The sequence below is a fragment of the Klebsiella sp. 141198 genome (assembly GCF_050600785.1).
Lineage (GTDB): Bacteria > Pseudomonadota > Gammaproteobacteria > Enterobacterales > Enterobacteriaceae > Klebsiella > Klebsiella aerogenes.
In genome coordinates this window covers 304,760-330,897 of the sequence record NZ_JAQIRM010000007.1, presented here as the reverse complement: position 1 = coordinate 330,897, position 26,138 = coordinate 304,760, and the positions used below count along the sequence as shown (strand labels likewise).

Annotated in this window: 22 protein-coding genes and 3 pseudogenes; 19 read left to right on the top strand and 6 right to left on the bottom strand. The window is 48.2% G+C overall.

From position 1 onward, the window contains the following. Positions 1-705: 705 nt before the first annotated feature. From PGR10_RS22875 to PGR10_RS22865, 3 genes are read right to left on the bottom strand one after another with little or no spacing between them, the layout of a single operon-like run. Positions 706-2,904 carry a DEAD/DEAH box helicase gene (locus PGR10_RS22875; RefSeq protein ID WP_205854002.1) on the bottom strand — a complete coding sequence of 733 codons (2,199 nt, stop codon included), beginning with the start codon at positions 2,902-2,904 and terminating at the stop codon, positions 706-708. Then, complete coding sequence (locus PGR10_RS22870; RefSeq protein ID WP_430924158.1) at positions 2,901-4,217, bottom strand: ATP-binding protein; 1,317 nt, start codon at positions 4,215-4,217, stop codon at positions 2,901-2,903. The genes PGR10_RS22875 and PGR10_RS22870 overlap by 4 nt, the downstream gene beginning before the upstream one ends. 3 nt (positions 4,218-4,220) lie before the next feature. Then, the gene (locus PGR10_RS22865; RefSeq protein WP_430924157.1) at positions 4,221-6,530 is read right to left on the bottom strand and encodes a TerB N-terminal domain-containing protein; all 2,310 of its coding nucleotides are present in this window, start codon (positions 6,528-6,530) and stop codon (positions 4,221-4,223) included. A gap of 468 nt (positions 6,531-6,998) precedes the next feature. Between PGR10_RS22865 and PGR10_RS22860 the strand changes: the two genes are divergently transcribed. Continuing rightward, positions 6,999-7,907 (top strand): hypothetical protein, encoded by a 909-nt coding sequence (locus tag PGR10_RS22860; protein ID WP_430682096.1) that lies wholly within the window; start codon positions 6,999-7,001, stop codon positions 7,905-7,907. A 1-nt stretch (position 7,908) separates the two neighbouring features. Continuing rightward, positions 7,909-8,715, top strand: a complete 807-nt coding sequence (locus tag PGR10_RS22855; RefSeq protein WP_121540716.1) for a GIY-YIG nuclease family protein — start codon at positions 7,909-7,911, stop codon at positions 8,713-8,715. 454 nt (positions 8,716-9,169) lie between these two features. Here PGR10_RS22855 and PGR10_RS22850 read toward each other — a convergent pair whose 3' ends face one another. Next, the gene (locus PGR10_RS22850) at positions 9,170-9,967 is read right to left on the bottom strand and encodes a hypothetical protein (protein ID WP_032434323.1); all 798 of its coding nucleotides are present in this window, start codon (positions 9,965-9,967) and stop codon (positions 9,170-9,172) included. 378 nt (positions 9,968-10,345) lie between these two features. On the opposite strand from PGR10_RS22850, the gene PGR10_RS22845 reads away from it, so the two are divergent. From PGR10_RS22845 to PGR10_RS22815, 7 genes and pseudogenes are all read left to right on the top strand, one after another. Next, on the top strand, positions 10,346-10,927 hold the full coding sequence (locus PGR10_RS22845) for an inovirus-type Gp2 protein (RefSeq protein ID WP_121540715.1): 582 nt from the start codon (positions 10,346-10,348) through the stop codon (positions 10,925-10,927). A 103-nt stretch (positions 10,928-11,030) separates the two neighbouring features. Next, positions 11,031-11,231: pseudogene (locus tag PGR10_RS22840) on the top strand (helix-turn-helix transcriptional regulator); the annotation flags it as partial. 62 nt (positions 11,232-11,293) lie between these two features. Next, a complete protein-coding gene (locus PGR10_RS22835; protein WP_430924156.1) occupies positions 11,294-11,734 on the top strand; it encodes a hypothetical protein in 441 nt (146 codons plus the stop codon). Continuing rightward, the gene (locus tag PGR10_RS22830) at positions 11,721-11,867 is read left to right on the top strand and encodes a hypothetical protein (protein WP_430924155.1); all 147 of its coding nucleotides are present in this window, start codon (positions 11,721-11,723) and stop codon (positions 11,865-11,867) included. Before PGR10_RS22835 ends, PGR10_RS22830 begins: the two co-directional genes overlap by 14 nt. Before the next feature lie 163 nt (positions 11,868-12,030). Then, positions 12,031-12,525, top strand: coding sequence for a secretoglobin family protein (locus PGR10_RS22825; protein ID WP_430924154.1), 495 nt, complete (start codon positions 12,031-12,033; stop codon positions 12,523-12,525). A gap of 397 nt (positions 12,526-12,922) precedes the next feature. Continuing rightward, a complete protein-coding gene (locus tag PGR10_RS22820) occupies positions 12,923-13,327 on the top strand; it encodes a putative zinc ribbon protein (protein ID WP_430924153.1) in 405 nt (134 codons plus the stop codon). A gap of 864 nt (positions 13,328-14,191) precedes the next feature. After that, positions 14,192-14,806: a hypothetical protein gene (locus tag PGR10_RS22815; RefSeq protein ID WP_159192743.1), complete on the top strand. Its 615-nt coding sequence runs from the start codon at positions 14,192-14,194 to the stop codon at positions 14,804-14,806. On the opposite strand, the gene PGR10_RS22810 is transcribed toward PGR10_RS22815, so the two are convergent. Beyond that, entirely contained in the window at positions 14,789-15,445 is a 657-nt protein-coding gene (locus PGR10_RS22810) for an MgtC/SapB family protein (RefSeq protein ID WP_163374920.1), read from the bottom strand. The genes PGR10_RS22815 and PGR10_RS22810 overlap by 18 nt on opposite strands. Positions 15,446-16,161: 716 nt before the next feature. Between PGR10_RS22810 and PGR10_RS22805 the strand changes: the two genes are divergently transcribed. The 10 genes and pseudogenes from PGR10_RS22805 to PGR10_RS22760 form a co-directional block, all read left to right on the top strand. Continuing rightward, positions 16,162-16,743, top strand: a complete 582-nt coding sequence (locus PGR10_RS22805) for a fimbrial protein (RefSeq protein WP_151379589.1) — start codon at positions 16,162-16,164, stop codon at positions 16,741-16,743. 124 nt (positions 16,744-16,867) lie between these two features. Further along, positions 16,868-19,369 carry a fimbrial outer membrane usher protein StdB gene (gene stdB / locus PGR10_RS22800; protein ID WP_430924152.1) on the top strand — a complete coding sequence of 834 codons (2,502 nt, stop codon included), beginning with the start codon at positions 16,868-16,870 and terminating at the stop codon, positions 19,367-19,369. Between the two features lie 46 nt (positions 19,370-19,415). Continuing rightward, entirely contained in the window at positions 19,416-20,159 is a 744-nt protein-coding gene (locus PGR10_RS22795) for a fimbria/pilus periplasmic chaperone (protein ID WP_430924151.1), read from the top strand. Positions 20,160-20,434: 275 nt separating this feature from the next. Beyond that, entirely contained in the window at positions 20,435-21,205 is a 771-nt protein-coding gene (locus tag PGR10_RS22790; RefSeq protein WP_430924150.1) for a hypothetical protein, read from the top strand. Between the two features lie 155 nt (positions 21,206-21,360). Next, the gene (locus PGR10_RS22785) at positions 21,361-21,834 is read left to right on the top strand and encodes a CaiF/GrlA family transcriptional regulator (protein ID WP_430924149.1); all 474 of its coding nucleotides are present in this window, start codon (positions 21,361-21,363) and stop codon (positions 21,832-21,834) included. Then, positions 21,831-22,673, top strand: a complete 843-nt coding sequence (locus PGR10_RS22780) for a hypothetical protein (RefSeq protein WP_430924148.1) — start codon at positions 21,831-21,833, stop codon at positions 22,671-22,673. Before PGR10_RS22785 ends, PGR10_RS22780 begins: the two co-directional genes overlap by 4 nt. Before the next feature lie 257 nt (positions 22,674-22,930). Beyond that, positions 22,931-23,389, top strand: a complete 459-nt coding sequence (locus tag PGR10_RS22775) for an IbrB-like domain-containing protein (protein ID WP_430924147.1) — start codon at positions 22,931-22,933, stop codon at positions 23,387-23,389. Positions 23,390-24,252: 863 nt separating this feature from the next. Continuing rightward, positions 24,253-24,963 (top strand): hypothetical protein, encoded by a 711-nt coding sequence (locus tag PGR10_RS22770; RefSeq protein WP_430924146.1) that lies wholly within the window; start codon positions 24,253-24,255, stop codon positions 24,961-24,963. 127 nt (positions 24,964-25,090) lie between these two features. Next, entirely contained in the window at positions 25,091-25,588 is a 498-nt protein-coding gene (locus PGR10_RS22765; RefSeq protein ID WP_013367827.1) for a restriction endonuclease, read from the top strand. 12 nt (positions 25,589-25,600) lie between these two features. Next, positions 25,601-25,781, top strand: a pseudogene (locus PGR10_RS22760) (putative zinc ribbon protein); the annotation flags it as partial. Positions 25,782-25,795: 14 nt separating this feature from the next. Here the strand turns inward: PGR10_RS22760 and PGR10_RS22755 are convergent. Continuing rightward, positions 25,796-26,118: pseudogene (locus tag PGR10_RS22755) on the bottom strand (integrase core domain-containing protein); the annotation flags it as partial. Between the last annotated feature and the right edge of the window lie 20 nt (positions 26,119-26,138).

Below are 26,138 nucleotides of genomic sequence, written 5' to 3'. Positions count from 1 at the left end.
AATCGCCACACGCCATATTTTTCAAAATTGAGAAAAGTAGCAATAGAAATATTCAAGCTGTAATGACTTTCGGAACCACATAATCTATCTGGGTAGGGCTAAAATGGGAGTGAGGAAAATAGAAAGCTAATTATAATCAAGTACGGTTTTCACTCACAGAAGTCGCCCTAAAGATTTCCCATATAATAAAACGCTTTCATTAACTCATCTTCAGCAAGCGGCGATACCAAACTCGCCACTGTATCTTTCTCAACCTTCATCAATAGCTCGCTACGGGTTATGCCCAATCTATTCGCAACATGGTTAGCGCAACTTCGTAAACCACAATAGCTGAAGTTGGCAATAGTGTCCCCTGTTCGCTCATAGCAGACTTCCCAGTTAACTAGTCTACTTAATGCTAAAAACAGACATTGCTCACAATATCGACTTAATAATTCTGCCGTTGATCACTCCCATTGAAAAAATTCTCAGTATCCAATATACCAATGTTGAGGGCTTCCCTCTTACATCTCTAAAGGATAACTATCATGGGTCTTAAACCTGGTCCAAAACCAATTGCTAAATCGACAGGAAAACCGGATCAACGCCGACGAGATAATAAAGATACTCCTGGCAACACTCCGGTACTAAAGCCAAGTAAGTCCACCGGGAAGTAAAAAAATCAGGGTATAAATGACTTATTTATACCCTGACTACATATCCAGTCTACTGAAGGTATTTCTGCAGCCAGATGCACGTTCCTTCCATATCATACGCCTTTGCCCCATATCCTTTCGCAAGCAAAGACTCTGGTAAATACTCGTCATATTTATCCAGATACTTGTCAGGAACAACTGCAGCAAGCTCAAACTCTGAAGGTAACCCCGACAATAACATTTTCTTAAGTGCACGCTGGACAGAGGCAACGTTTGAATCCTCTACCTCTATCACACCTGCAAATGAACTGGCTTTAAAGCCGCAACGTATAAGCAGGGACGTAATTGTATTGACAATTTTATCCCCCATCCACGGGATCACGTAGCAGTTCTGACCGGTGGCAATAAAACAGTCATTTTGTAGATTGTAGCGTTGGAAGTTATTACTGGCTTCCGCAAAGAGGCTTCTGGCAGCAGCATCAGCATAATCGACTCTCTTGCTGCCTACCACGATACGGTAATCATTTTCCCTATAGATAGCGAGCATCTCCTGGCGAACAACATCATGAACAGACATCCCGCTACCACTGAATAGTGGCGGCTGCCCGCCTTTAGTCGCCTCAACATAGATAACCTTTTTTTCGACCTCGATCTCTGTCACTTTCCAGCGCCGTCCGCCGAAGATGATGTGCTGCTCAGGCAAAAGTGGGGAGTCTACAGGCACTGTGCCAAGGGTTCGGTTTCCCGTAACAATCCGAAACTCCTCAGGTGTATTGAATACGGCATAAAACGTATAGTGATTAGTCAACTTCTCCCCCGCAGCCCCGACAACTATTTCACCGCTGGCAAGTTGAGTGAGCAGGCCACATATCCCCATATGTGTAAGCAGACTTTTGAAGTCATTTATATCGACATTCCGGAACGGACCTGTCTGGCAAAGTTGTGACCAGAGCTGATCGGCACGAACTCCGCCCCATTGCGCAGTAATAGCAAGGATCTGGTGTAGCAGCGTTGAGTAATGTTTCTGCCGGACATCTGCAGGCTCGAACCAGCGTTTAGAGATCATCAACCTGATCATTGCCATCGCCTGGACCAACTGCAGACGTAAATGATCCACAATACTGCTGGTTGCGGTAAGTTCAGATTCAGTAATTAACATTCTCAGCACCGATGGGGAACCGCGCCGCCCTGAACGTCCCATACGCTGACGCAGACTGGAAACAGAATGCGGAGGTGTAACTTGTATGACCGACTGCACCTTACCAATATCAATACCCAGCTCTAGCGTCATTGTACAAACAGCGGTTGTGGGCAAATTCCCTTTCTGCAGTCGGGCTTCAAGCGTCTCACGTAACTCCCTGGCCAGGGAACCATGATGAGGAAAGAATTCGTTAGGAACGACATTTGCCTCACACATGTCGCTCAGTGTTGCCGCTATGCTTTCAGTACGCTTTCGACTGTTAGCAAAGACCAAGTGGGAATTGCCACGGCAGAGCCTGAAAATATCCGCGCAGACGAGCTGTTCGGCAGAGCTCTGGAGCTCTTCTCCTTTTTCGGGAACCCGCTCAAGATAACCTTTAACCTGAACCTGTAGTGTGGCTGTGCTATTACTGTCTGTTACCGTTTCACAAGGTAATCTCTTATCCGGGCGCAATAGTTCTGGCACTTTTTCCAGCTCTCCCAGCGTGGCACTCAACGCGATACGGGGAACTGGATTTAACTGGCGTCCTAGCACATGGTCAATTCTATTAAGCAGAGAAAGCAGCTGTATACCACGCTCTGAGCCAATAAAAGCGTGGAATTCATCAATAACAATGTATGCCACTGAAGAAAACGCCTGTTTGAGCCAACCCAATGAGTTTATGAGCAAAGACTCAAGTGATTCAGGTGTGATAAGTAAGATGCCAGACGGCTTTGTCCGTGCTTTCTTCTTTTTGCTTTGTGGTACATCCCCGTGCCAGGGCGTCACTTGCATTTCCAGGGCTTCACCAAGACTCTCAAGACGACGGTGCTGATCGTTAATTAATGCCTTCAACGGGCTGATATAGATAATGCCAAATCCACCGGTGAGATCTGCAACCGCCGAACAGGCAGGCAGAAAGAAAGCCTCTGTTTTACCCGCTGCTGTACCTGCACTAATTAGTACATCACGATCACGGGCTAAAATTGCTGGAATAGAACTCTCCTGCAAGGGCCTTAATGATGACCAGCCCTGCTTATAAACCCATCTACGGACACGGGGATCGAGACTATTGTAGGCACTGCTCATAGTCTGAAATTCGCCAGACCATCATCGTGATCGCTTTCCTCCACAATGGCGTCATCCATATCGCTGGGCTTGTCTTCTTCAATCGCCACCCCCTCGATGAGCGATTGCCAGTTCATCGTTCTGTTTTGTTCCAGCACAGCCAGCATATCCAGAAAACCTTTTATGGTATTGCGGGGAGTTCGAAAGTAAGCATCTCCGATGGTTTTGCTGCAGTGATGTAGGAACCCGGTCAGAGCATCATCTGGCACCAGATAATTCGCGGGATCTCCACCAGCATAAACATGACGAAGATTTTTCAGTAAAATATACAGTTCCTCAGGAGTGAGGCTGGCGAGATGCAGCGTGGGAGACGAGTAGTCAATCACTTCTGCTTTCTGTGCGAATCGGTTTTCTGCCAGACGCGACTGGAGCGCTTCATAGCTGTAGAGCCCCTTACGTGGATCGAAAAGAAACTCTGGCGTCCCCCCGAGGATAAAACCAATATTTTCGGCGGAGCCTTGCAGGCAGTCATTCAGGATCCGCAAGATCTGTTCGTAGTTGGCTGTTCTCGCTTGCGTATTATTCAACTTAAAGAGGTTCACCATCTCGTCGAGGCTAACTAAAAGTCCGGCATAGCCTGCCTGACGGACAAAAAGGCTCATCAATTTCAAAGAATCATAGAATGAGGCGTCTGAGATAATGGTTCTAACGTCGAGATCATTACGGGCATCAGTTTTGGTAGTGTACTCGCCTCGCAACCAGCGAATGGCATTGGATTTTAAGGTTTCGTTATCCTGCTCGTGCCCGCGCCAGAATGCGTCAATGACCTTCGCAAAGTCATATCCGCCCACCATATCTGACAAAGCGGCAAGGCGTTTATGAATTACTAATGATACCAGGGAATCGTTCGCATCAGCCTCCTTCCTTGCCTCAGTAACAAACCTTTCCACAACGCTAATTAACGCATTGCCATCTGGTTTGTTTCTGGTGGACATATTTTTCATAAGCTCGGAGTAGAGATTACGAGCCTGACCTCCCGATGAGTGAATACGTCTGTCGGGAGAAAGGTCTGCACTGACCGTGACCAGCTTCTTCTCTAACGCAATAGACCGCACAACACTTAAAAAGAACGTTTTACCAGAACCGTACTCACCGATGATAAGTCTGAAGCTCGCCCCACCATCAGCTATCCGTTCAATATCCTGATGGAGGGCAGTTATCTCATTCACGCGACCAACCTGGATATGCTGAATACCTATCCTTGGCGTTACTCCTGATTTAAGTGACTGAATAATAGCGTCGCGTTCTTTCACTCTTATACGTGTTACAGACATTCACTAACCCTCTAATTCTTTGGCTATTTCCAGGTCAACCCAAATATGATCATCAGTATCTTCCAGCACTGGTGCATCAACCACCGCATAGGACCAATCATTGATCACCTCAAGCGCACCGCCGAGCATTAGGTTCCAGTTACTGCACAACTCTGTCGCCTCTTTTCTGGACCATTGTTCTTTATCCAGCAACCTGCGATAAAGTTGGCTATGAGCGGGGTCAAGGCCCCCTTCCCCGGTTAATGAGGCTGGAGCGCTTTCTGGTTGTTCTGGTTCTTCTTCAGTGAAAATCGAGTTCAGTAATTTACGAACATCATCAGTGGCAGATTCGTGGCGGGCAAGTACATTGGCATCCAGTGTAAACCCTGCCGTCGACTGATTAGCTGGTACAGATGAAACGAGAGCAGTTTCAGTTGCGGAATGCTGATGGATATTGCTTGATACGGATGAGGGATCCAGCCCCAGGCTTGTATAAATCTTCTCAAGCTGTTTGACTTCGGCAGGCGTAATTCTGCCATCAGAGCAAGCAACACTAACGATAACCTTACCCACAGCTGATTTTTCCGCAGCACCAAGTAATTCAATCCGGCTTTTCATTCCCGTCATATTCGCCGGGGTATGAAGCTGCCACGTTAAATATGCGTGTAGAGAGCGCTTTTCATCATCGCTGAAGCCGGCATTGTTGTTTATGGCATTCTCGAGCACTTTCTGTTCGGCTTGATCGAGAGAATTGTCAATCAAGGCGACTACCGCTCCTAATCGGAGCGTCAATACAGCTGTGATAAATTCAGGAGAAGGAGAGAAGCGTCCACCTTCACCAGCAGGGAATAAAACAAGAACACCATCGACATCTGCTTTTACGTGGTGGTAATAGGGGTCAGGAGCCAGACAGTACCCCATTTTCTGAGCAAAGGCCTGCATCAAGTCGGCCTCTTTTTTATTGATCTTCGCCGGACAGGTAGCATTCATATGTGACCAGTAGTCAGCAACTGTAACTACCCCAGCCTTACTAAGGATCGCGTCATCAGCCCAGCGTTTGAATGCACTTAATATTTCTTCTGCGCTTTCGTTAACGATTTCTGAAGGCAGCAACAAAATTGCAGCGGTATCATTTGCTGACGTGCCTTTTCTACCAAGGTAACGACTGTAAGCATCCAGTTCATCTGTGCATATATCGGCAAGGGTCATAAGCTTCTGAACAGGGCCTTTCAATGCACTTGGATCAGGCAAGTCGGGAACAGGAAGTTGAATACCTCGCAAACTAGGACTTGCAGGTGTGTAATCTAAACGCAGACGCGCTTTATTCGGCTTCACGACCATCCCTTCATCGTATTTAAAGGTGTAACGCCGTTTAAAAAGTGCAGCAAATTCTTTCGCGCAGCGGCGGGCGGGGGTTCGCAATGAGTATTCAGTATGGTTTGTCACCCACGTCAGAGCCAGATCAGCTGGCACCGGGGCTCCTGCCTCAACTGTCTTTGCAAGGATTAGCCTGAACTGCATGCCATTGCTGAACTCCGAATCATTGCCGAGAGCTGCTGCAAGATTTTCGTTCGGGCGAAGAATGGACATCGCTTCAAGTAACTGGGACGAGTAGTTCCGGAAAGATCGGTTTTCATTGAAAACCGATCTGAGACGGCAGATCTCTTTGAAAAGAGAATAGAACTCATCGTCAGATATACTGTTGTTCCTGCTGTCAACAAGTGCCCGTCTTTCCAGACCATACAGATAAATAAAAACGTAACCAATTGGGCAAGAAGTGTCACATCTATCGCTTGCAAGCCAACTCAGGTACGCGCCACGTGCTTCAGGTGAAAGTGAGGAAAAACTGGGCCAGTACCCTAATGAACTATCTTCGTAAATGTAAGGTGTGGGGTATATCTTAAGCGTGTCGTCAATTAGCGATGCCTCGCTACTATCATCATAATAACCACCTGAGTTATGCCCGGCAGGTTTCATTCGCTGTCCAAGATAGAAGTGGCCACCGGTAACCTCTACCCCACCGACTGTGATCACCTCTCCCGGTAAAATCCAGCGAGCCAAAGCACCGGTAGTTTTTGAGAGATTCTGGCGTTGAGTGGCAGTTATGCTGTATTCGACATTCCGTCCGCCACTTAGTGTAAACGTAGCCAGATTATCATCTTCGCTGTCATCGTTGTGCATTACCGCCTGATTTTTTTTGTTGTTAGCAAGCCATTCTTTAGGTGGTGCTTTCACAGGAGCGGAAGTATAAGAGCCCGCGGAATCAGGTTTCTTCTTTTTGAAAAAGATAATATAAATCAAATAAATAGCAATTATAAATATCCAGAACTCCATGAGGCAGTAACCTTAAAAATAGCTTTTCACCAACAGCGAAAAGATGACGATTGGAAGTGGATTAATCTCAAAATAATACTTCTAAACTACAAAGGTTAAAAGCAAATCACAACCTTCCCGAACCTCCGATTTTCGCTTGCTACGACCCCTGCAGAGCATGAATTTCGTCTATGTCCAGAAGCGGACATTGATAATTCAGAAACAATGGCTGGAGTGTGGTATCAGACCCTCACCTGATGCCTGCCAGCATCGCACCTCGCTTCATGTCTAACCTCTCTGTTAGCCCGGCATGGTCAGTGGCTCTGTTGACAATGGTGCCACTTTCCAATACGTTAAGCACAAGGTTAGCGCGACCCGGCAGCTCACGGCCAAAGCGGAATGCAGCGCAGACTTATCAAATCTTTTTTGGTTAAGTGTCTTTGATTCTTATGGTTCGTGAGCACATAAGACAGATTAGAGACTTAAACCATGAAACAACTCCCTACATGCGCTGAAGCAAAAGCCCACGCTAAATACCTTTCACGGTCGCTCAATATCAATCTAAGCTACGCCCGGGATGCAGTGGCATTACGCTATAACTGCCATAACTGGTCGGAACTCAGCACAGTATTTGGTCAGCTTAGCGATAAGTACATGTCGTTCTATGGCCTTGCCAGCCATGAAGAAAAGCGTGTTTTTAGCCAGCTTCTGGCACCGTATATCGCAGAATTGCAAAATGCCATTCATCCTGACCGCCATGTGCCGGAAAGCTTGATACGTAAGATCGCTGAAGGCCATATTTCCCGGGTATCCGGTAAAGTCATGTCGGCTGTAATACGTGAATGCGAGGATTTTCCTCCCACGACAGTTAAAGAAATCATTGAACTTCTTGAATTTTATGATGAAACGGTCAGCCGGGTATTAGCAGGACATCACAAACAGATCCCGACCAATAATCCCTGGCTGGAACCTTGGGTATTTGGTGTGCGCTTTTATGCCTATTACCACTTTAATGGCAAGCAGGTCACCATCTTAAGCCGGGAGTGGGATTTAGATATTCATGATGCCTACCTGCCACATGCCTGTGACAGAGTATTTTCACGCCCATGGTTTCAGGACTATATGATCGGCTATCTGGCCTACCTCGTGAAGCAATTTATCGGATTGGGTTACGACGGTACCGTTAAGATTTGTTGCATTAATAATTATAGCGCGCTGGATTACCATCAGAAAAAAGCAGCCCCCAACGGTCGTGTGGGGCTCAATCACTTATACAGAGAGTTACTTAATCGCGGGGGAGAAGAAAAGTGGTCGTTTAGTCAAAATGGTCATAAACATGATTTTGGTATCGAGCTCCCGTTTGCCGCATTGACCTCATTGAAGAAAGGAAGAAAATGAGATGAACAAAGCCGGAAAAATAGCGTATTTATGGCTAAAGGCACAGAGCGATAGCGAAAAAATTCGATTTATTGCACAAGCGCTGGGGAGTGTCGAATATCAGGCGTTTATAAAAAAATATCAGCCTGAAAAGCAGCATGCCCACAATCTACCTTTAAGTTTTTTGAAATGGCATTTGCCTCAGAAACTAGTGGCCTCCTATCAGGGCAAGGAGATCGGCCTGAGAAGTGTACCGGAGACGGTTGGCGATAAGCTGGAAATTCGGCATACCTGGATGCCAACAGGACAGTTTGCTCCTTCGCGTCATGGATCTTACATACCACTGGGAACCCACGTTGCTTGTACTGCTCTGATGCAACCCTTTTTGCAAAAACAGCAGGAAAAATGTCTGGAGCAGGCCTGGCAGGCAGCACTTCCCCTGCTTATGTCACCTGACATCAGTAATAACAATGAATTCACCGCTCCATGGCTTGATTTCGAGCCCTATCTCAATGGTGAAACGGATGTGTACTTTTTACTGGATGAACCTCAGGAAAGAGTCAAGATTGGAATATCAGGTAATCTCAGGCAACGCGTGGATACCTTGAAGCAACAACATAATACCAGCCTGAGTCTTATCTCCATAATACCCGCAGGGGGTATTGAGACAGAATCCGCATTACATCTTTTCTTTAAAAAATACAGGTTGGATCAGAAGGGACTTGGTCGAGAGTGGTTTTCTTACACGGATGAATTATGCGAATTTATCAATACCCTGAACACCTATGCAATCAGGAGCCACTGTCTAAGAGCTTACGGCATTATCTGACATAAGATCGTATCTTTAGGGCCCGTGGCGCTACGCACCTACAGGTGTGAAAAATCGATTATTTAACCCCTGTGCCGTATGTAACCATTAAGCCAGTACAGGTCAGGCAGAACCAGGCAACAACATGCCAGAATGAACGCTACAAGCCATCAGTCTTGGCAAGAGAAATTATATCTTCTTCGGAAGCGGTCACGATGATGAATACAGCAAAAACCTATCTTATTACGCTACATCCAGATCACACCAACTGCCTTTACGCGCTGGTGCGTATCAGATATCAAGACTTATGCCCTGGAACTCCGGTTCATGTCAGACAGAGAGTCTACAGTACAGCGCAATATATTCTTTATCATATTGCTGACTTTCACCGGCACAAGATAATTCAACCTGGATGAGTCTGAGGTTGCCACGGGATAGATGAAAACGCACAGCATGGCAGGAACAAGAATCAACGTTACTTTTTGCCCTGGTAGACCACTGTTATGTTGTCTGGTTTTCTTAACGTCGGGGCCGTAGCAGGGTCAATCAGGTACACAGGTACTATCACGGCATTTTTCCCACTAAACAGGATTGGCACCCAGCAGTGAACTCGTGGGTCTCCTGTCGTCTCCGGGATACCACTTGTACCGTATGACATAAGATCAACCACATTGATAAAAAGCGCCTTACCTATATCAAAGAAAAACTCGTTAAAAACCACATCTTTTGCCAGCAAAATCACAGCGTCACCTGCCGCAAATTTGACTGGCGATGAGGAGAGTTCTGAAGTCTCGGCATCAGCAAATATAATCCTTTCGGTATAGATAAAACAGGCGTAACGGGCATCCTGTTCTGACCTATCCAGGATAAACTGACAGAGCTCTTTGATATGTCGATTTTCGACCCTGCCAACTGCATTATCCCGACGGTAGTGTCGCTTATGTTCGCGAACATGCACCTTGCCATTGACACTGTCAAAGTCATACCCTTTTCCAACCTGGAGCTTACTTTCCCAGATCTCCATGCAGTACTTTTCAGCAGTCACAACATTTCTTCGGCGAGGCAAATCCTGCTGGTAGACACCAGACAGTAGCCGGGCCTTAAGTTCGTCCGCAAGCTGATAATAACGATTAATATCTTTCAGTACCGGAACGGTGGCATCCAGCAATGTGGAAATAACCTGAGACCGTGAGATCTTCTGTTTTTTGCTGTATTCATCAACAACACGCAGAGTCTCAGAATTGGTTACATTGAAAGTGATTCGTTCTGACATGCCAATCACCTATTAAGCATTTTTTGGAAAGTGCATAACAATTAACCTTAAAAATCTTAATTATCAACAAGTTTATTTTTTTGATCTTTCTCTTTCGTTATCAATTCATAGTAATATGCTCTCACGTAAAAATACTGAATATGATGCTGTCAGGACAGCCTGCATACCAGGAACGAACATTTGGGTTTTTAGTATAATTAAGGTCTTCATGTTTTAAGAACTTCCTCTTCATATCCCCTCCCGCTGTGATCCGCTTAACCCGTCTGTATATCTCCTGTCCCCACAGTACTGCTCAGTAAACAGAAATACTGTGACTTTCCTGCATAAAAATTACATATCACCACCTTCCTTTGTACACACACTACAGAGGATAAAATCATGGACTTTCCCTGGCCCTGGAACCGCAAATACACAATGAACTGGTTCCTGCTGTCGTTACTGAACCACCATCTTGATCAGCTACTGGAACGTTACTCCCGCCTTCAGCCCCTCAGACTCGATGTGTTCTATCAGAATGACACGTGGCGTTATAACCATCACGGATGGTACGAGACAGAAAGGGAGGTACGCCAGTTAACAGAACATCTGATGTTAGAGAGCAACATCGTAGGTCACTTCTGGGTGCTGGAGTGTACTTCCCGACACAAATGCCATGCCCATATCGTGATGTATCTTGATGGTCACCATAACCAGGCCACCTTTCCAGTGGCTGAACAGGCAGGGGCTGTCTGGCAGAAGATTACACAAGGTGAGGGGTACCACAATCGCTGTGATCCCAAGAAATGCTACGAAGCCGATATCACCCGTCCCGTCAATTACGATGATGCTGCAGCCATCAACAACCTGCGCTACATCATCAGCTATCTCGCCAAGGAGAAATCAAAACACGGGCAGACTTACTACGGGGCCAGCGAGGTACCACCCGCGAGTGGACTGGGCAGACCGCGAGGGCTTCGATAAAACGACGCACTTTTTTACGTCAGTTCCGGTTGTTATGCCGGAGAAGGGTACAGTGATTCATCACCCGATTCCGGTACTCATTTAGCTACCGGAGAATCTCGTCATGACCATTAAACCTTCCCTGTCTGAAGACCAGTTCGTCAATATGGCTTTCATTACCCATCTCACCGGATTAACCGATAAATGGTTCTACAAGCTCATCAAAGACGGTGAGTTTCCGGCTCCCATCAAGTTTGGTCGCAGTTCCCGCTGGCGACAGAGTGAAGTCGAAGCCTGGCTACAGGCCCGCATTGATGCATCCCGGGGAGAGAATTCCGCCCTGGCAACGACCCACAAACTTACCGTAACTCCCGTGGAGGCGTTGTCATGAAAACACCGTATTCCCGTCATGACTTCCTGTTGCAGCATTACCAGCGCTGGCTGGACGATTTCACGCGTCTGGCTGTACGACATGGGTTGTGTCACCCGAACATCCAGGCCAGTCATCAACTCACCATAGGTTCGCTCCGCTTCACGGGTACGGGGCAGGTCACTGCCGTGGTACCTCATGCTTTGTACCGGTTGTTCTGCGGTAATCCCCCTTCGGTCATCACGGTGACAGAGGACATGTCCACCCGGCTGGATTCAGATACCACGCTGCTGCTTCACCATCCCATGCTGGAAGGCATATTGCTGAGTGAATGTGCCCGACTAAAGCAGTTCCCAGTACAACGGGCACTGTTGGTTATGCTACAGCGGCTGACCAGCCGGGAAATCCGACAAAAAAATAGTCTGGCTGTGCTGGCGCGATTTGATGTGCGGGGATGACCCTTGCGACTGGCTGGAGCGTCTGGTCGGACAGCCAGACGACGCGCTGTATCTCTGGCTGGGTGACCGCCAGGATAGTGATCCCGTTTTAACCCTGATGATAGATGAATACCTGCTGTTTACCGGCAACTGATGCCAGAGACGAAAGCACATCTTCCTCCCCCAATCCCGCATTACTTTCCACAGATGCCGTTTCCCGCACCGCTTCACACTAGCGGAACGGCGCTGTCTGCGATTCAACGATAAGGATTTACAGATGAACTCAACCATTTTTACCGCGCACTGTCAGGCCTGGCTTGGATGACCTCACCCGGCTGCAGGTCACTCATGGGCTCTGCCAGCCTGAAATTAAAAAGTGGCACAGGCTGACCGTGACGTCCTGCTCGTTACCAAACGGGCTTACCGGACTGCTCATTATCCCGCAGTTTTTGCTGACGGTAACGCAGGCTGCTTGTGTGGAAGAAGAATCGGTAGCGGGACGTATCATTAAACATGCTGAGGGGCCAGCGCTGGCGGGGATGTTGCGCAGTGAATGTTACCGACTGGGACTCAGTGCCCTTGCTGAGCAGTTATCGCTGCTATTCCGCCAGTATCCACAGCCCGGTATACGTGAATCACTGATGTTGCTGTGCTGGTGTGAGCTGGTGAAAGGGATTGAGCCGGAAGCATGGTACGCACTGCATCTGCTGCTTCCGGCCACGCTGAAGAAATGGATCAATACACGACAAAAAGAGTTCAATGGTTTATCGGCACTGACTGAGGATTACATTCGTGCCACCCGGCCACTGTGAAGGTCGGATACCTGTCCGTAACAGCGATCCGGTACCGAGCGGCATGCGCAATGTACCGGAGCATATGACCTGGATTGAGCAGAAAAATACGCGCTTACTGTATGGCTGTAACGGAGTAGCTGACCATCAGTTAACCGTGCGCCGACGAAGTATCGATTTCTGAGTCTGACAGTTTTTTACGTCAGCATTCCATTATGTGACAGCCACACCAATCCCCCCCCTTTAATCATCTAATCGCAAGGCACAGGCTTCCCTTTTCGGGACGACTTGCGCCTGCCCTCAGGAGTCTGAAGATGTTTACCAAGTTCTTCCTCGCACACAACGGTAAACGGTGCTGTGTGACCTGCCATACCGATAGATACATTACAGTACATAACATCCAGATCGAGGTACTGGCATGCGCATGCTGAAATGTTACATTGCCAATAATCGTGACGGGCACGTTGTGACTGCTAAAGACGCGATGCAGTCACCAGGCAGGGTATGGACCTGCTCTTCCTGTGGCTGCCAGTTGATACTTCATGCGGGTTCATCTGGTGAGGCCCCCTGGTTTGAACATGACCAGCGAACAGTGACGACGAACGTTCTGATGCAATGTACCCATCTCGATCCTGAAGTGAAAACCGAAGCCCGATGCCAAAAACTACGCAGTATCATCGGCAATCTGGATGCACCTGTAATGGTGCTGTTCTGGCATTGCGTGTGGTGCGGAAATCATTACAGTGGGAAAAAGCATTGCACTTCATGCGGAACAGGCATCTACAGTATCGAAGAAACTGACAAACAATCAGATGCGAACTGATTGGGCATGGGTTATTTCCTTAATATGATGAAGATCGCTTTAACACTCATGTTATTTCAGGAAATCTTATGGAGTTTTTAAACGATGAGCTGACAGAAATACAGCAAGTAAAGCGGGTGGTTCAGCAGGCCATCGACCAATACCCACGTCTGGCTGTATTTCGGTTGACGTTGGACTGCCCCAGCCCTGAGTCAATAGGGTGTTTTCAGGATACCGTCTACCGAAAAGTAAGTGAACTGGCAGCAATCCGACAATTGAGCGGCAGACCATCGCCACCAACAATTCTCAGATGGATTGGAAGCAAAACTTATCCCCACTCATATCAGACACTACTGATGCTCAACCAGGACACTTTTTACCTTTCCCGACACGACTCACTTCCAGAGAAGTGTTTCCAGACAATAAAAACTTTGCTCCGTCAGGCATACAATACAATCCGAATAACGAATGAACTGTATCAGAGTAATGAAACAAAAATAACCGTCTTAAGAGTGGACAGAACCCAGGCAGGACACTCTGACGCTGAGCATAAATTATTACAGGAAAATGCCCTGTCGTTTCGACCTGCAGCGATTACACAGAGCCCCAGTATCTTTCCCTGACTGAGTGACGAAACTAAAGACGCTCCCCAGCTATACGCTGCGTATGTTCAAATATCAGATCTAAATCACAGTATTGTTAAACATACCTACATCATAAAGAAAGCTCCTACCAGTTCTCCTCATGAAGATTTGGTACGATTTCAAAATGCTTTAAAATGTGATGTATTCGAGGGACCCTGGAGTCCCTCTTTTTTATTCCACGCTGAATAACATCTCCGTACAAAAATCATTCCTGCTGCACCTTCCTTTCAGGAGTTAAATAATGCGTAAAGAAATATCAATTACATCACCAGATAATTATTTGGCGACAATACAATTTCGACTGGATGAAATGACTAATAATAATGTTGATCAGGAAGACTCACATGAGGAAACGTTGCGTTATCATACTCTGACCTGGGTAAACGCAGCCTCTTCAAATGGAAAAAAAATTGCATTCATCGCACCAGTTTTTCTGGTGCGGTGTCTGAATCCTGTAACCAGGCCAGCATATGTCCTCCCGCCATCGTGCGAATTACCGGAACCATTCACAACTGACATCCCATCTCTTTGTCATATTTTACTGAACGAGCTTCAGCGACTGGGTATGATGAAAAGGTATGAAGAGTTAAAAAACACGTTAGAGTTAATAAAACAGAACTGGCTAAAAGAAAAGCTGGTTTTGGCTAACTGGTATCTTTTGATGTCAGGGGAAAATTATTGGATATACAGTAATCAGTGCACATGCGATGATAATGTTCTGGATTCAGAGATAACCCGCTGTCTTCAGGCACACGGACATCTTCATTCAGAGATAGATGCCTGTGTCTTTTTTTCACACTTCGGGTGTTGGTCAACAACACCATATTTCTCTGACAACTTATCTGATAGCGACTGATTTAACCCCTTCTATTTTCAAAATCTCCGGGCACAGATCGCTGATGGAACTCCCGGGACGCAATGTCAGGACCAAAAGCAATTCCCATACATTCTCTCCTGAGGAACTTTTTTTCAGAGAGCGAAAAGCAAAACGTATAGACCTCGTCTGAAGCACAGTAAATACCCAAGGAACGCTATCCGGACCCAGTTTAACCAGCAAACCACAGTGTCTGCTTAACAAGCGATTACTCAACTGACGAAACACTTCCAGTACAACAAGCGTTAATACGGCCCCGTAGATACCAATTTCATACAAACCACTCCCGATAACCAGGCCAATAGCCGCAGTAACCCACATACCTGCGGCTGTAGTCAGTCCCTTAACAACCTGTTTCTGAATGATTATGGTTCCGGCCCCCAGAAATCCCATACCGCTGACCACCTGTGCAGCGATACGGCTTGGATCTAAAGCGACATGGCTTTCCAGCAGAATATCTTCAAAACCATATTTGGAAACAATCATAAACATGGCGCTACCAATACCAACCAGAATATGCGTTCGTAACCCCGCTTCCTTCGCACGCAGCTGACGTTCAATCCCAATAAATCCACCTAATAATCCAGCCAGTGCAATTCTGAGTAGTAAATCAGTAACCATTATTTACATCCATTTCTTAATAAACATTCAGTACAACTTTGTTTAATGAAACCGGAGGATAACAATCGAATCTGTCAGCTGAATGATGACTGTCTTCAGTTGCACAAAAATGCACCAACCAAATCGCTATACGCTAAGTGAGAAACAATAAACAATTTGTGACAACCATCACAAATCAGTGAATGTAAATATCTCATGCCTCTGCAAATGCCCCTCCAACATGGTTGACCATAAAATCCACACCATGTGGTTATTTATACCACCAAATAACAGCAAAACAACGTAACCGTCCATTTCTGAGTGATTTTCTGCACAACAACAGAACTTTCACTTACGGCCTTTGAAAAGGTATGACATAATAAGATTAATTTGTAATGAAAAGAGAACCTGAATTTTTTTACCCAGTCATAACATCATGTTTCCTGCCTTATATTCCCCACGGAAACCGTAATCATGAAAATTATTCTTAAATTACGATCGATATACTCGATCGATACGATCGATTTTGTTCAATTTTAATTCGCTAAGATTTTTCCTATAAATAACCACACATGAACTGTGGCTATGTCATTTATTAATATCTACGTCTTACCTTCCTGAACCGGGAATATTTATCAGTTCTCTACGGGATAAGAGAAAACTCGTCTGAATATTATTCAGTTCATGTATCAACACCTGTCTGTCTGGATTATTTTATTTGTAACCAAGGAATTGATATGTTCAGAAAAACCTCACTGGCTGTAATGGCCGCCGCCATAGTTTGTGGTACATCCGCCTTTGCCGCTGACCCTCCCACCTCGGGCCCCTTTGGACAGGGCACCATTACCTTCCACGGTACAGTGACTAACTCCCCCTGCAACATCGCACCGGGTGATGACGCTCTGAAAGTGGAGTTTGGCCAGGTGTCTTACCGCGCCCTGAAAACAGCAGATGCCACCACAGCATCCCAGCCGATTGTTATTCATCTGACAGATTGTTCATTTGACCCGGATACCGCATCGCCTGTAACCCGCCCGGAGGGTCTGATGTCCAAAGTGAAGGTAACCTTTACCGGGGACGCAACCAGCAATAATAAAGGGTATGTGAATACGGGGAGTGCCACTAACGTTGCTGTCCAGTTGCTCAAAAACGATAACAGCACTCCGATCCCACCGGGTTACGTTCCGACCGATGCTGATGCCCAGCAGCTGCAGCCCGGTAATAATGAACTGCGTTTCTTTGCCCGACTGCTGGCTCTTGGTGCCGCCACGCCGGGTGAGGTTAAATCTCAGGTCACCTACACCCTGACCTACCTCTGATCCCAGAAAAATAAAAGCAGTGGCTGTGCAGACCGTCCCGGAAGGGGCGCCGGGACGGTTTTGCCTCTGAAAATGTTTTCCGCCCCCGCATTCCCGGTGATAACCGCAGACAGAACCCAAAGACATGAAACTGACCCGGCTCGCCATACTCATCACCCTGACGCTTTCCGCACGCCCGGTACTGGCCACGGAATTTAACGTCAATATGCTGAACACAGAGGACAGAAAAAACGCTGACCTCTCGGCCTTCAGCCGGGAAGGGTATATTGCACCGGGCAACTACCTGCTGGATATCTGGCTGAACGAGCAGTCTGTCCGGGAGCAATACCCTGTCAGTGTGGTCCCGGTTAAGGGGGCCGGCAACGAGGAAGACTCCGTCATCTGCGTGACGCCTGAGCTGGTGGATATGCTGGGCCTGAACGCGGAGACTCTCAGTCGTCTGAAACCCGTTTCTGGTACACAGAGCAAACGCTGTCTGGACCTGCGGACACCGGACAGTCAGGTGCGTTACAGCGCGGCGCAGCAGCGGCTGACCTTTGTGATGCCGCAGGCCTGGATGCAGTATCAGGACCCGAACTGGGTTCCCCCTGCCCGCTGGAGTCAGGGCATCAGTGGCGCGCTGCTGGACTATAACCTGATGGTCAGTCGTTATATGCCGCAGCAGGGTACCTCCAGTACCAGCTACAGTCTGTACGGCACCGGTGGACTGAATCTGGGGGCCTGGCGACTGCGGAGTGACTGGCAGTACAGCCGGTATGACGCTGGTCAGGGACGCACACAGTCCGATTTTTATCTGCCCCAGACCTACCTGTTCCGTCCTCTGCCGTCGGTGCGCTCCAGGCTGACGCTGGGGCAGACTTACCTCAACTCTGCCATTTTTGACTCCTTCCGTTTCGCCGGCGTCACGCTGGCCAGTGATGAGCGTATGCTGCCACCGTCCCTGCAGGGGTATGCCCCGCAAATCAGCGGCATTGCGAACAGTAATGCCGAGGTCACCGTCAGCCAGAACGGTCGCATCCTCTACCAGACCCGAGTGTCTCCCGGCCCTTTTGTCCTGCCTGACCTGAGTCAGAACATCAGCGGTAATCTGGATGTCACGCTCCGGGAAAGTAACGGAACCACACGCACATGGCAGGTCAACACCGCCAGCGTCCCGTTCATGGCCCGCCGGGGACAGTTACGTTATAAGGTGGCGGCTGGTCGTCCGCTGTACGGCGGGTCACACAATAACCGGGCGGTCAGCCCGGACTTTCTGCTGGGGGAGGCCACCTGGGGGGCCTTTAACAGCACCTCGCTTTACGGCGGGGCCATCGCCTCCACCGGGGATTATCAGTCCCTCGCGCTGGGTGTCGGCCAGAACATGGGGATACTGGGGGCGGTGTCCGCGGATATCACCCGCTCGGATACCCGCCTGCCGCAGGGACTGCGTCAGACCGGATACAGTTACCGGATAAACTATGCCAAAACCTTCGATAAAACCGGCAGCACCCTGGCGTTTGTCGGTTACCGGTTTTCAGACCGCCATTACCTGTCCCTCCCGGAATATCTGGCGCGCCGGGCGGTGAACGGCGGTGACATCTGGCACGAAAAGCAGAGTTATACCCTCACGTACAACCAGTATTTTTCCGCTCCCGCCATGAGCGCCTCCCTGTCCGTCAGCCGGCTGGCTTACTGGAATGCGGAATCAAACAATAACTGGATGCTCAGTCTGAACAAAAGCTTCAGCATCGGGGCCATTCGCGGAATTTCTGCCTCCCTGTCACTGGCCCGTAACCAGTACGCCGGCGGCGGAACGCAGAACCAGGTTTATGCCTCCGTGACTGTTCCCTGGGGGGAAGGACGTCAGGTCAGCTATAACGCGCAGCGGGATAACCGGGGAAGCCTGCTGCAGAACGTCAGCTACAGCGATTTCAGCCATCCCGACACCACGTGGAATATCAGTGCCGGGCTGCGTCGTGATGACAGTACCGGCAGCAACAGTAACTTCAGCGGCAGTCTCCAGAGCCGGATGCCCTGGGGACAGGTCAGCGCGGATGCCACCCTGCAGCCCGGTCAGTACCGCAGTCTGGGCCTGAGCTGGTATGGCTCGGCTACCGCCACGGCGCATGGCGCGGCCCTCAGCCAGTCCCTGTCCGGTAATGAGCCGCGAATGATGGTGGATACCGGTGGCGTGGCCGGCGTCCCGGTCTCCGGCGACAGCGGCGTGACCAACCGCTTCGGAATTGCGGTGGTCAGCGGCGGCGGCAGCTATCAGCGCAGCGACATCGCGGTCGACGTCACCCGTCTGCCGGAGGATGTGGAGGTCAGTGATTCGGTTATCAGCCAGGTCCTGACGGAAGGGGCGATTGGTTACCGGCGTATCAGCGCCAGTTGGGGGGCACAGGTCATGGGACATATCCGCCTGGCTGACGGCAAAGCACCGCCGTTTGGTGCGCAGGTGATTTCAGAGAAAACGGGTAAAACACCGGGGATGGTGGGCGATGACGGGCTGGCATATCTGACCGGCATCGGTGACGAAGACCGCAGCGCGCTGGCGGTTTCCTGGAACGGGCGCGTGCAGTGCCGGCTGACCCTGCCGGCAGACCTGACGCTCAGCCAGGGGCCGCTTCTGCTGCCCTGCCGGTAAGCCTTTTCCGGGGTTTTCCCCGGACGAACAACAGGGAGAACACAGAGTGAAACACAGCTGTATTACCCGGGGCGTGGTGATTGCCCTGGCGGCGTGGAGCCTGAACGCGCAGGCCGCCGTCAACGCGGACCGCACGCGGGTCATCATGAACGGGAACGAAAAAACGGTCTCCGTCACCCTGACCAATGAGAACAAAACGATGCCCTTTCTGGCCCAGTCCTGGGTGGATGACAGCAACGGCAGACGAAGCAGCATGCTGATGGTGCTGCCGCCGCTGCAGCGAATTGATGGCGGTCAGAAAACGCAGGTCCGCATCATGCAGGTACAGGGGACCGGGCTGGACAAACTGCCGGCGGACCGGGAAACGCTGTTCTGGTTCAACGTCCGCGAAATCCCGCCAGAGCCGGAGACAACGAATGTCCTGCAGCTGGCCCTGCAGAGCAGGCTGAAGCTGTTTTACCGTCCGGTTGCCATTAAAAAAGGCAGTAATGACACCTCAGAGAAAAAACTGACAGTGGAGCGGGAGGGAGGGAATCTGGTCCTGAAAAATCCGACGCCTTACCACATCACCCTCGCCTGGCTGGGGACCACCCGTCGTGAGCGCCTTGAGGGCTTCAGCGAGGGGGTGATGGTCTCCCCGCTGAGCGCGCTGCCGGTAAAGGCCATTCTGCCGGCCGGGTCCACCCGGCTGTGGGTGGGGTACGTGGATGACTACGGCGGGCTGCAGATGAACCAGTACACCTGTAACGCGCAGCGTTGTGCCATGTCACTGCGGGAGACAACACCATGACAGTACGGAGACGCCTTCTGCCGGCGGTGTTGTGCCTGCTCGCCGGGTACAGCCTCACGGCAGCAGCTTTCAATGAGCACTCTTCCTGCACAGGTACGGGTAACACCCGCTTTCAGATGCATAGCGTCAACTTATATTCGGGAGCACTGCCGGCGCCCGGGACGCTCATATACACCTCGCCGTATTATACCGTGACTTACATGTGTACTACGGAGCTGGACTCCTCCCGGGACTTCAGGCCCACGCTGCAGAAACTGGGGGACTTTCAGGGGGCGATGGAGGCTCTTAATCGTGCCGGGCTGAAACTGGATATCAGTATGACAGAATCGGGGCGGTCTCCGGTACTCTGGGACTGGAACAGTTTACAGACGCAGAATACCATACCCTTTGGTGCCAGTATGGGGTCGAACCAGAATGATGTAAAACGTTCGGTGACGTTTCAGCTTAAGCTGTATGTGAACACACAGATAAACAGCGCCCAGATTGTCGACGTGGGTTCCCTGACGGCGTTCAGCATTATTCCCTGCACGAACTGTACCGCCTCTCAGGGCGTCCAGCTGACGTCCACCCCATTCTCCATCCGCTATATGCCATCTAATTTTGGTTATGTCAGCATCAGTCCCACCACGGTCAACCTCGGTCACATCTACACGAATTATCAGAATCCGGCCAAACGGGCCAGCTTTACGGTCACGGCGGGTCAGCGGATGGGCGTCGGGGGACCCGATGGAACTTTTACCATCCCCCTGCAGACCACGTTTACCGCCACCGGTAAGACGCTGATCGATAACGGTCAGGCGGCCCGCATGACAAACGAGGATGGTCAGGCGAACGGACTGAAGCTGAGCATTCTGGACACGTCTTCCGGCGACAGGCTGACCTTCGGGCAGCCCTCCGACCTGGGCAAACTGGAATCCGGCGGAACCGGCATCCTCGCCACGCCGGTCAGTAAAAACTATACGGCACTGCTGGAACAGGATGCCGGTACGCCGCTGAGAACAGGGCCCTTCTCAGCGGATGTGGTGGTGACTGTGACGTACAACTGAAGACGTCACACGTGGATATCGGGCGCTCCGCAGCAAGGGCATGACATGAAAAATAACAGACAAAAAATCTCAGACTGAAAAAGGAAACAACGGAAACAGGGACGCTGTCAGCGGGTTTACCGGGCCCCCTGTTATCCGGTTAAGGAGTTGTCATTATGTATTCAGAGAAAAAAATTAACGAAGCAGACCACACTCATCACCCGAGTCAGGCCGGATATGATGCCTGTTATATACCGGAGTCCGTCCGTCAGTATCGTGGAGAACCTCTGTATATCCTGGTGGCGTGGTGGTGCCTGCAACAGCACGACTGGGTCAACCGCAATCAGATTTCGGAGGCGTTCCGTGTACCTGTCCAGCGGGCCAGTTACCTGATGGCCTATTTGCGTAACAAAACCCGACGAGTAATCGTTGAAAGTCGTGAAATGTTACTGGCCAATAACGTTTATCGCTACGAAATTCAGGTCACCCGCGTGATGCCTCCCGGTTCCCGTAAAAAACGTCTCCCCGGGGAGAAAAGACGCCTGACCCGCAGACGTATTGGTAATGCAGACACGACACAGGCCACTCTTATCTGGAATAACCTGAGAAAAGGTAATCCATCCCCGGTAAAAGGGGGGGACGAACAATGACTGAACCATCACTAAAAATGCCCGCAAGCAGGAACGTCATTCTTTATGGTGACTGCTGGCCTGTGGTCAGTGCCGTACAGAGCCTGACCACGACCATGCTGCCGGACAGTGAGTGCCGGGCGATATTCGACCTGCCATCACTGATTGAGCGGCTCACGGTTGAGCCACGGGCGGCACTGATTTTATGTCTTCGTCCACGAGAGCATGTTTTCCTCTTTTACGCACTCAGACAGGAGCTGTTTGACCATCCGGCCCTGGTCATCAGCGACGAGATATTCTTCAACGACAGACTCATGCTCAGGGTATGGGGCGATCTTCCCTGCATGATGCATGACGAGTTATCCATGATGGTAACCAGCCAGCAACTATATGAGTTCCTGACAGTTCCTTCCGGTTATTGTCCGGAAAAAAGCCTTCTGGCTGATTTTCTGCAATCACCGACGCTTCCTGTCGGATTTTCTGAAGTGCCTCAGATATTCCACCTCGAAGCACCACTGATGGACTATATGTCGTTACTGATATATCGGGAAATGCTCGACAGAAAAATCACACCTTTTCGTATGCGAATGCTCCAGGCGATCTGGTCTGGTTTTCAGACAAGGGATGAGCTTATGACTGAATTAGATGCCCCAAAAAGCAAAATATGGAATGAAAAACACCGTTTGCTGATGCAACTGGAGATGCCAGCACGTCTGCGTGACATTCTTTATGGCACCCGATTTTGTTCTTTCCTGCAAAGAACAGAATTTATATCACCTGCTGAGGTGGAAAATATACGCTCTGAGGTCAGAGAACGATTGAAAGCCAGGGTTGAAAAGAATTGCATAACAACTCTCTAACGAAACAACGTCCTGAATATACTGAAAAATGATAAAAAGCTGCTGCTGGACTCGCAAAAGAACAGACAGAATCAGGAGCGATAAATGAGTTAACACATACAGGTGAACATTGCGGATATTCCCTCAGGATTGCTGTCCAGTTACTGACGTATAACCCACTGTCACCTGATCACTTTTAATATAATGTACTCAAAAATAACCATCATAATGGCAACTCTTACGACTGAAGCCAGTTATCTGATGCAGGAATAAAAATTATGTTACCCGAAGATATCGTACACTCGCTTGCAGACTGGCTTTCAAAAATGAATGATTTAGAGAAAATTGCTGCACTGAATAGCCTGCAACGATTCATACACTATCATGGCCCGTTTCGCAATGAACCCGTCGGTTGCGTCCAGTGGATACCAGCTGAGTGCGTGATAGCAAACGACTATAATCCGGATACCATAAGTCCGGTTGAACGAAAAATACTGGAGTTGTCATTGTTACAGGATGGATTCACTCAACCTATCGTTGTCACTGTGGGACGGGCTGAAGAACTTCATTATCACGTGATGGATGGCTATCAGCGTTATCTTCTCAGCCAGAAACCACTATTACGTAAGAGGCTGCGTGGGCATATCCCCGTGACAATTATCCGCCCTCAAGATGATGCTATTTTCTCGCTGATGGCAGCGGTTACTAGTGAACAGGTGAGAGTCAAAAGCAAATAATTTGATTCAGAATAGTTCAGGACAGAAAACATGATTTCTTAACGATGTATTTCCCCAATTTACTTACAGGGGTTTGATGCTGTCCAACAAAAGAATATCTGCCCGTGGACTCCCGATTATCCTGCTCCCGCAGTCCAGGCTATATGACTCTCCAGCGGATACCACCCACGCTTTATCTGTTCGATACAATTTCACAGTTTTACGAACTTTCCCTAGGGCTGTCTGCACAACTACAATCCCAGTATGTGTCTTTCTTATTCGTTGGTACATATCCCCCCCCAATAACACTGTCAGTACTATCCTCTGATACCAATGATTTTTAACTCATTGGTATCATCATATGTTTTCGTATTTTTAGAATAATCACTACCCATTACTTCACACTCTGACTAGATGGCCATTATCTTTATCAAGTGTCCTTTAATCTTCAGAAAACCAGGGCTAACCCAGTCACTGATTAAGATTAACTTTCAACATTCAGTAAACCACTCGCTTTAAGCCCCTGCAATATCGCTGATATACATACATCACAATGGTGCTAAATCGATAAGCAAGAAATAACAATCCTAAACTCAAACAAATAAATTTTATTATCACGACAAACACACCTTGTTTTAGAACAACAGATGAATCAGCATTAAATCTCATACAGGCCATCGATTTATTCTAATTATTTCCGGAACATCACGATGAAAAGACAGATCTGCCTTTTTAGAACAAAAAAGTGGATACGATTAATGATATAGCTGTATTTGTATCAGCAAGTGATATCTAAAACAATTCATCTGTACTGAAACGGTATAATTCGCTATGCTATCCTGGTTGGCCTGAGTGTTGATATTACGTGTTTAAGGAGTATAAGAATGTCATCGATTTCTGGGATTGATATTGTTACAGGGTTACTCATCCCCGTAGTTCTGTATTTGATAAAGAAAGTTATTGACTGGACAGGAAAAATCGTTGGTAACCCACGACCTAAACGAAAATACCAGTTTGATAAAATTCCTGCGGATAAGAAAGTAGAGATTTTTTCGAAAATTGATGCGTTAAAGGAAAAAACAACAACGCCGCATGTTCTTGTTCAAATGAAACTTTTATATGAACAACTGGGAATGTATTTGCCGGTATGGCATTGTCACCAACTGGTTTCCTGTATGGCGGCTGAAAATATTAGCTCGCTGGATGTACGTCTGCGAGGTTTTCTGAAAAACACAATTATCGGTCACTATCCTGAGAAAGGGTTCAGCGTTAACACCAAGGTTGTCCGCAGATCCTACGTGATAACTACCTTGTTCGGGATATTTGCAGTTGCTATGTTTATTTATGCAGGATGGGATTCCATCTCTTCTTTCTGGAGAAGCAAAGAGACAGGGTTGTTTATCTTGTTTTTATTGATTTATGCTTCCGCTATTATTACTGTTATAGGTTATATAATTTCCCAGATTGAAGATATCTACCTGGGATCTAAATTTGGGCATTTATTCGAGACTTGGCTCAGGAACCATCCACCGTGTAACGATGTGAACCCTGATACTTCTGCAGCAACGCCAACTGAGGAGCAAGCATCATCCTAAGGCCCCCAAGAAGATTCTCTCGCGAGTTAACATGATTTATTAACGGGAGAGAACCGTTTGAAGTGCGCTTTTCTCACAATCACTATACGTTTCATATTACCTAATTACTTACTGCAGGAGGCTGATTATGAAGGGTATTGGAACTGTACTTCAGGCTGGATACCTCAAACTGGATCACAGTATGAAGACCTACTCAGTTCTCACAGAGAATACTCTTTTGTTTACCGGTCATTTTGCCGATCTTGATCCTCATGGCTGGGGTTCTCTTTACGAAAAATTTACTGGTCAGGCATTTGAGGCTGAGGGATATGAAGTGGAATACAGAGGGCTCACAGCAGGGTTTAATGATGGTGGTATCGACCTTATTCTGCGAAAAGGGGATGACACTATTTTTGTTCAGTGCAAACATGCTTTTAAATCTTCACTATCTCGCAACTCCATTGAGAATATCCTGTATAAAGCAGGAAATTATATAAGCCGTAATATGCCCACGAATAGAGTACATCTGTGGTTAGTTGTACCTGATGTTAAACGAATAAAATGGAAACGGTATTTTTTACGGCACAACACTACACAGAATAAAGTTAAACTTGCTTTGATTGAAATCCGTATGCTATCTATCTGACGTCTTGATTTTATAGTTGCACAGACTGCTCCTTACGACCGCTACACCTATCACCTCTGCGGCAGTATGCTGCAATACTATCCTGAATACGACACGAAACGCCCGTAGTTTGAATACCTGGCCAACACACTGACAGACAACGGGGGGGTAACATTGCCCGTATGCATATTCTGAAGCAAGGGAAGTAAAACTGTAAGTACATCTGTTTTAGTTCCACGCACTTTTTGAGAGTCCAGGGTTTTCGGTCATCAGTCGGTACTCTTCCGGGATCAGTTATTCAGAGATTCATGAGGCTCCTCGCTGTTATATTCCACCAGCCAGCGCTCTGTGATTGTCCGTGACTCATTTAGGGTTATGAACATAATATCTCTATCAAATAGTTCCAGTTAAAACGTTCGTTAACATTTCATTGATTTACCTGATTTAATAAATTTTCGCATCACGCCATGCTCTTCAGCCTATTTCACCAGAACCAGTGAGACTAATTTCAGCCCATTGTCCATCCGCATCCTCAATAGATAACTGTCGTTATCTTTCTGTAATGGGAGAA

Bases quoted from the DNA above. Each gene is read 5' to 3' on its own strand.
- PGR10_RS22780 (WP_430924148.1), top strand. From the start codon at position 21,831: ATGACTGAACCATCACTAAAAATGCCCGCAAGCAGGAACGTCATTCTT.
- PGR10_RS22865 (WP_430924157.1), bottom strand. From the start codon at position 6,530: ATGGAGTTCTGGATATTTATAATTGCTATTTATTTGATTTATATTATC.
- PGR10_RS22775 (WP_430924147.1), top strand. From the start codon at position 22,931: ATGTTACCCGAAGATATCGTACACTCGCTTGCAGACTGGCTTTCAAAA.
- PGR10_RS22805 (WP_151379589.1), top strand. From the start codon at position 16,162: ATGTTCAGAAAAACCTCACTGGCTGTAATGGCCGCCGCCATAGTTTGT.
- stdB (WP_430924152.1), top strand. From the start codon at position 16,868: ATGAAACTGACCCGGCTCGCCATACTCATCACCCTGACGCTTTCCGCA.
- PGR10_RS22785 (WP_430924149.1), top strand. From the start codon at position 21,361: ATGTATTCAGAGAAAAAAATTAACGAAGCAGACCACACTCATCACCCG.
- PGR10_RS22850 (WP_032434323.1), bottom strand. From the start codon at position 9,967: ATGTCAGAACGAATCACTTTCAATGTAACCAATTCTGAGACTCTGCGT.
- PGR10_RS22765 (WP_013367827.1), top strand. From the start codon at position 25,091: ATGAAGGGTATTGGAACTGTACTTCAGGCTGGATACCTCAAACTGGAT.
- PGR10_RS22835 (WP_430924156.1), top strand. From the start codon at position 11,294: ATGAAAACACCGTATTCCCGTCATGACTTCCTGTTGCAGCATTACCAG.
- PGR10_RS22875 (WP_205854002.1), bottom strand. From the start codon at position 2,904: ATGAGCAGTGCCTACAATAGTCTCGATCCCCGTGTCCGTAGATGGGTT.
- PGR10_RS22830 (WP_430924155.1), top strand. From the start codon at position 11,721: ATGTGCGGGGATGACCCTTGCGACTGGCTGGAGCGTCTGGTCGGACAG.
- PGR10_RS22810 (WP_163374920.1), bottom strand. From the start codon at position 15,445: ATGGTTACTGATTTACTACTCAGAATTGCACTGGCTGGATTATTAGGT.
- PGR10_RS22860 (WP_430682096.1), top strand. From the start codon at position 6,999: ATGAAACAACTCCCTACATGCGCTGAAGCAAAAGCCCACGCTAAATAC.
- PGR10_RS22820 (WP_430924153.1), top strand. From the start codon at position 12,923: ATGCGCATGCTGAAATGTTACATTGCCAATAATCGTGACGGGCACGTT.
- PGR10_RS22870 (WP_430924158.1), bottom strand. From the start codon at position 4,217: ATGTCTGTAACACGTATAAGAGTGAAAGAACGCGACGCTATTATTCAG.
- PGR10_RS22845 (WP_121540715.1), top strand. From the start codon at position 10,346: ATGGACTTTCCCTGGCCCTGGAACCGCAAATACACAATGAACTGGTTC.
- PGR10_RS22815 (WP_159192743.1), top strand. From the start codon at position 14,192: ATGCGTAAAGAAATATCAATTACATCACCAGATAATTATTTGGCGACA.
- PGR10_RS22770 (WP_430924146.1), top strand. From the start codon at position 24,253: ATGTCATCGATTTCTGGGATTGATATTGTTACAGGGTTACTCATCCCC.
- PGR10_RS22855 (WP_121540716.1), top strand. From the start codon at position 7,909: ATGAACAAAGCCGGAAAAATAGCGTATTTATGGCTAAAGGCACAGAGC.
- PGR10_RS22790 (WP_430924150.1), top strand. From the start codon at position 20,435: ATGGAGGCTCTTAATCGTGCCGGGCTGAAACTGGATATCAGTATGACA.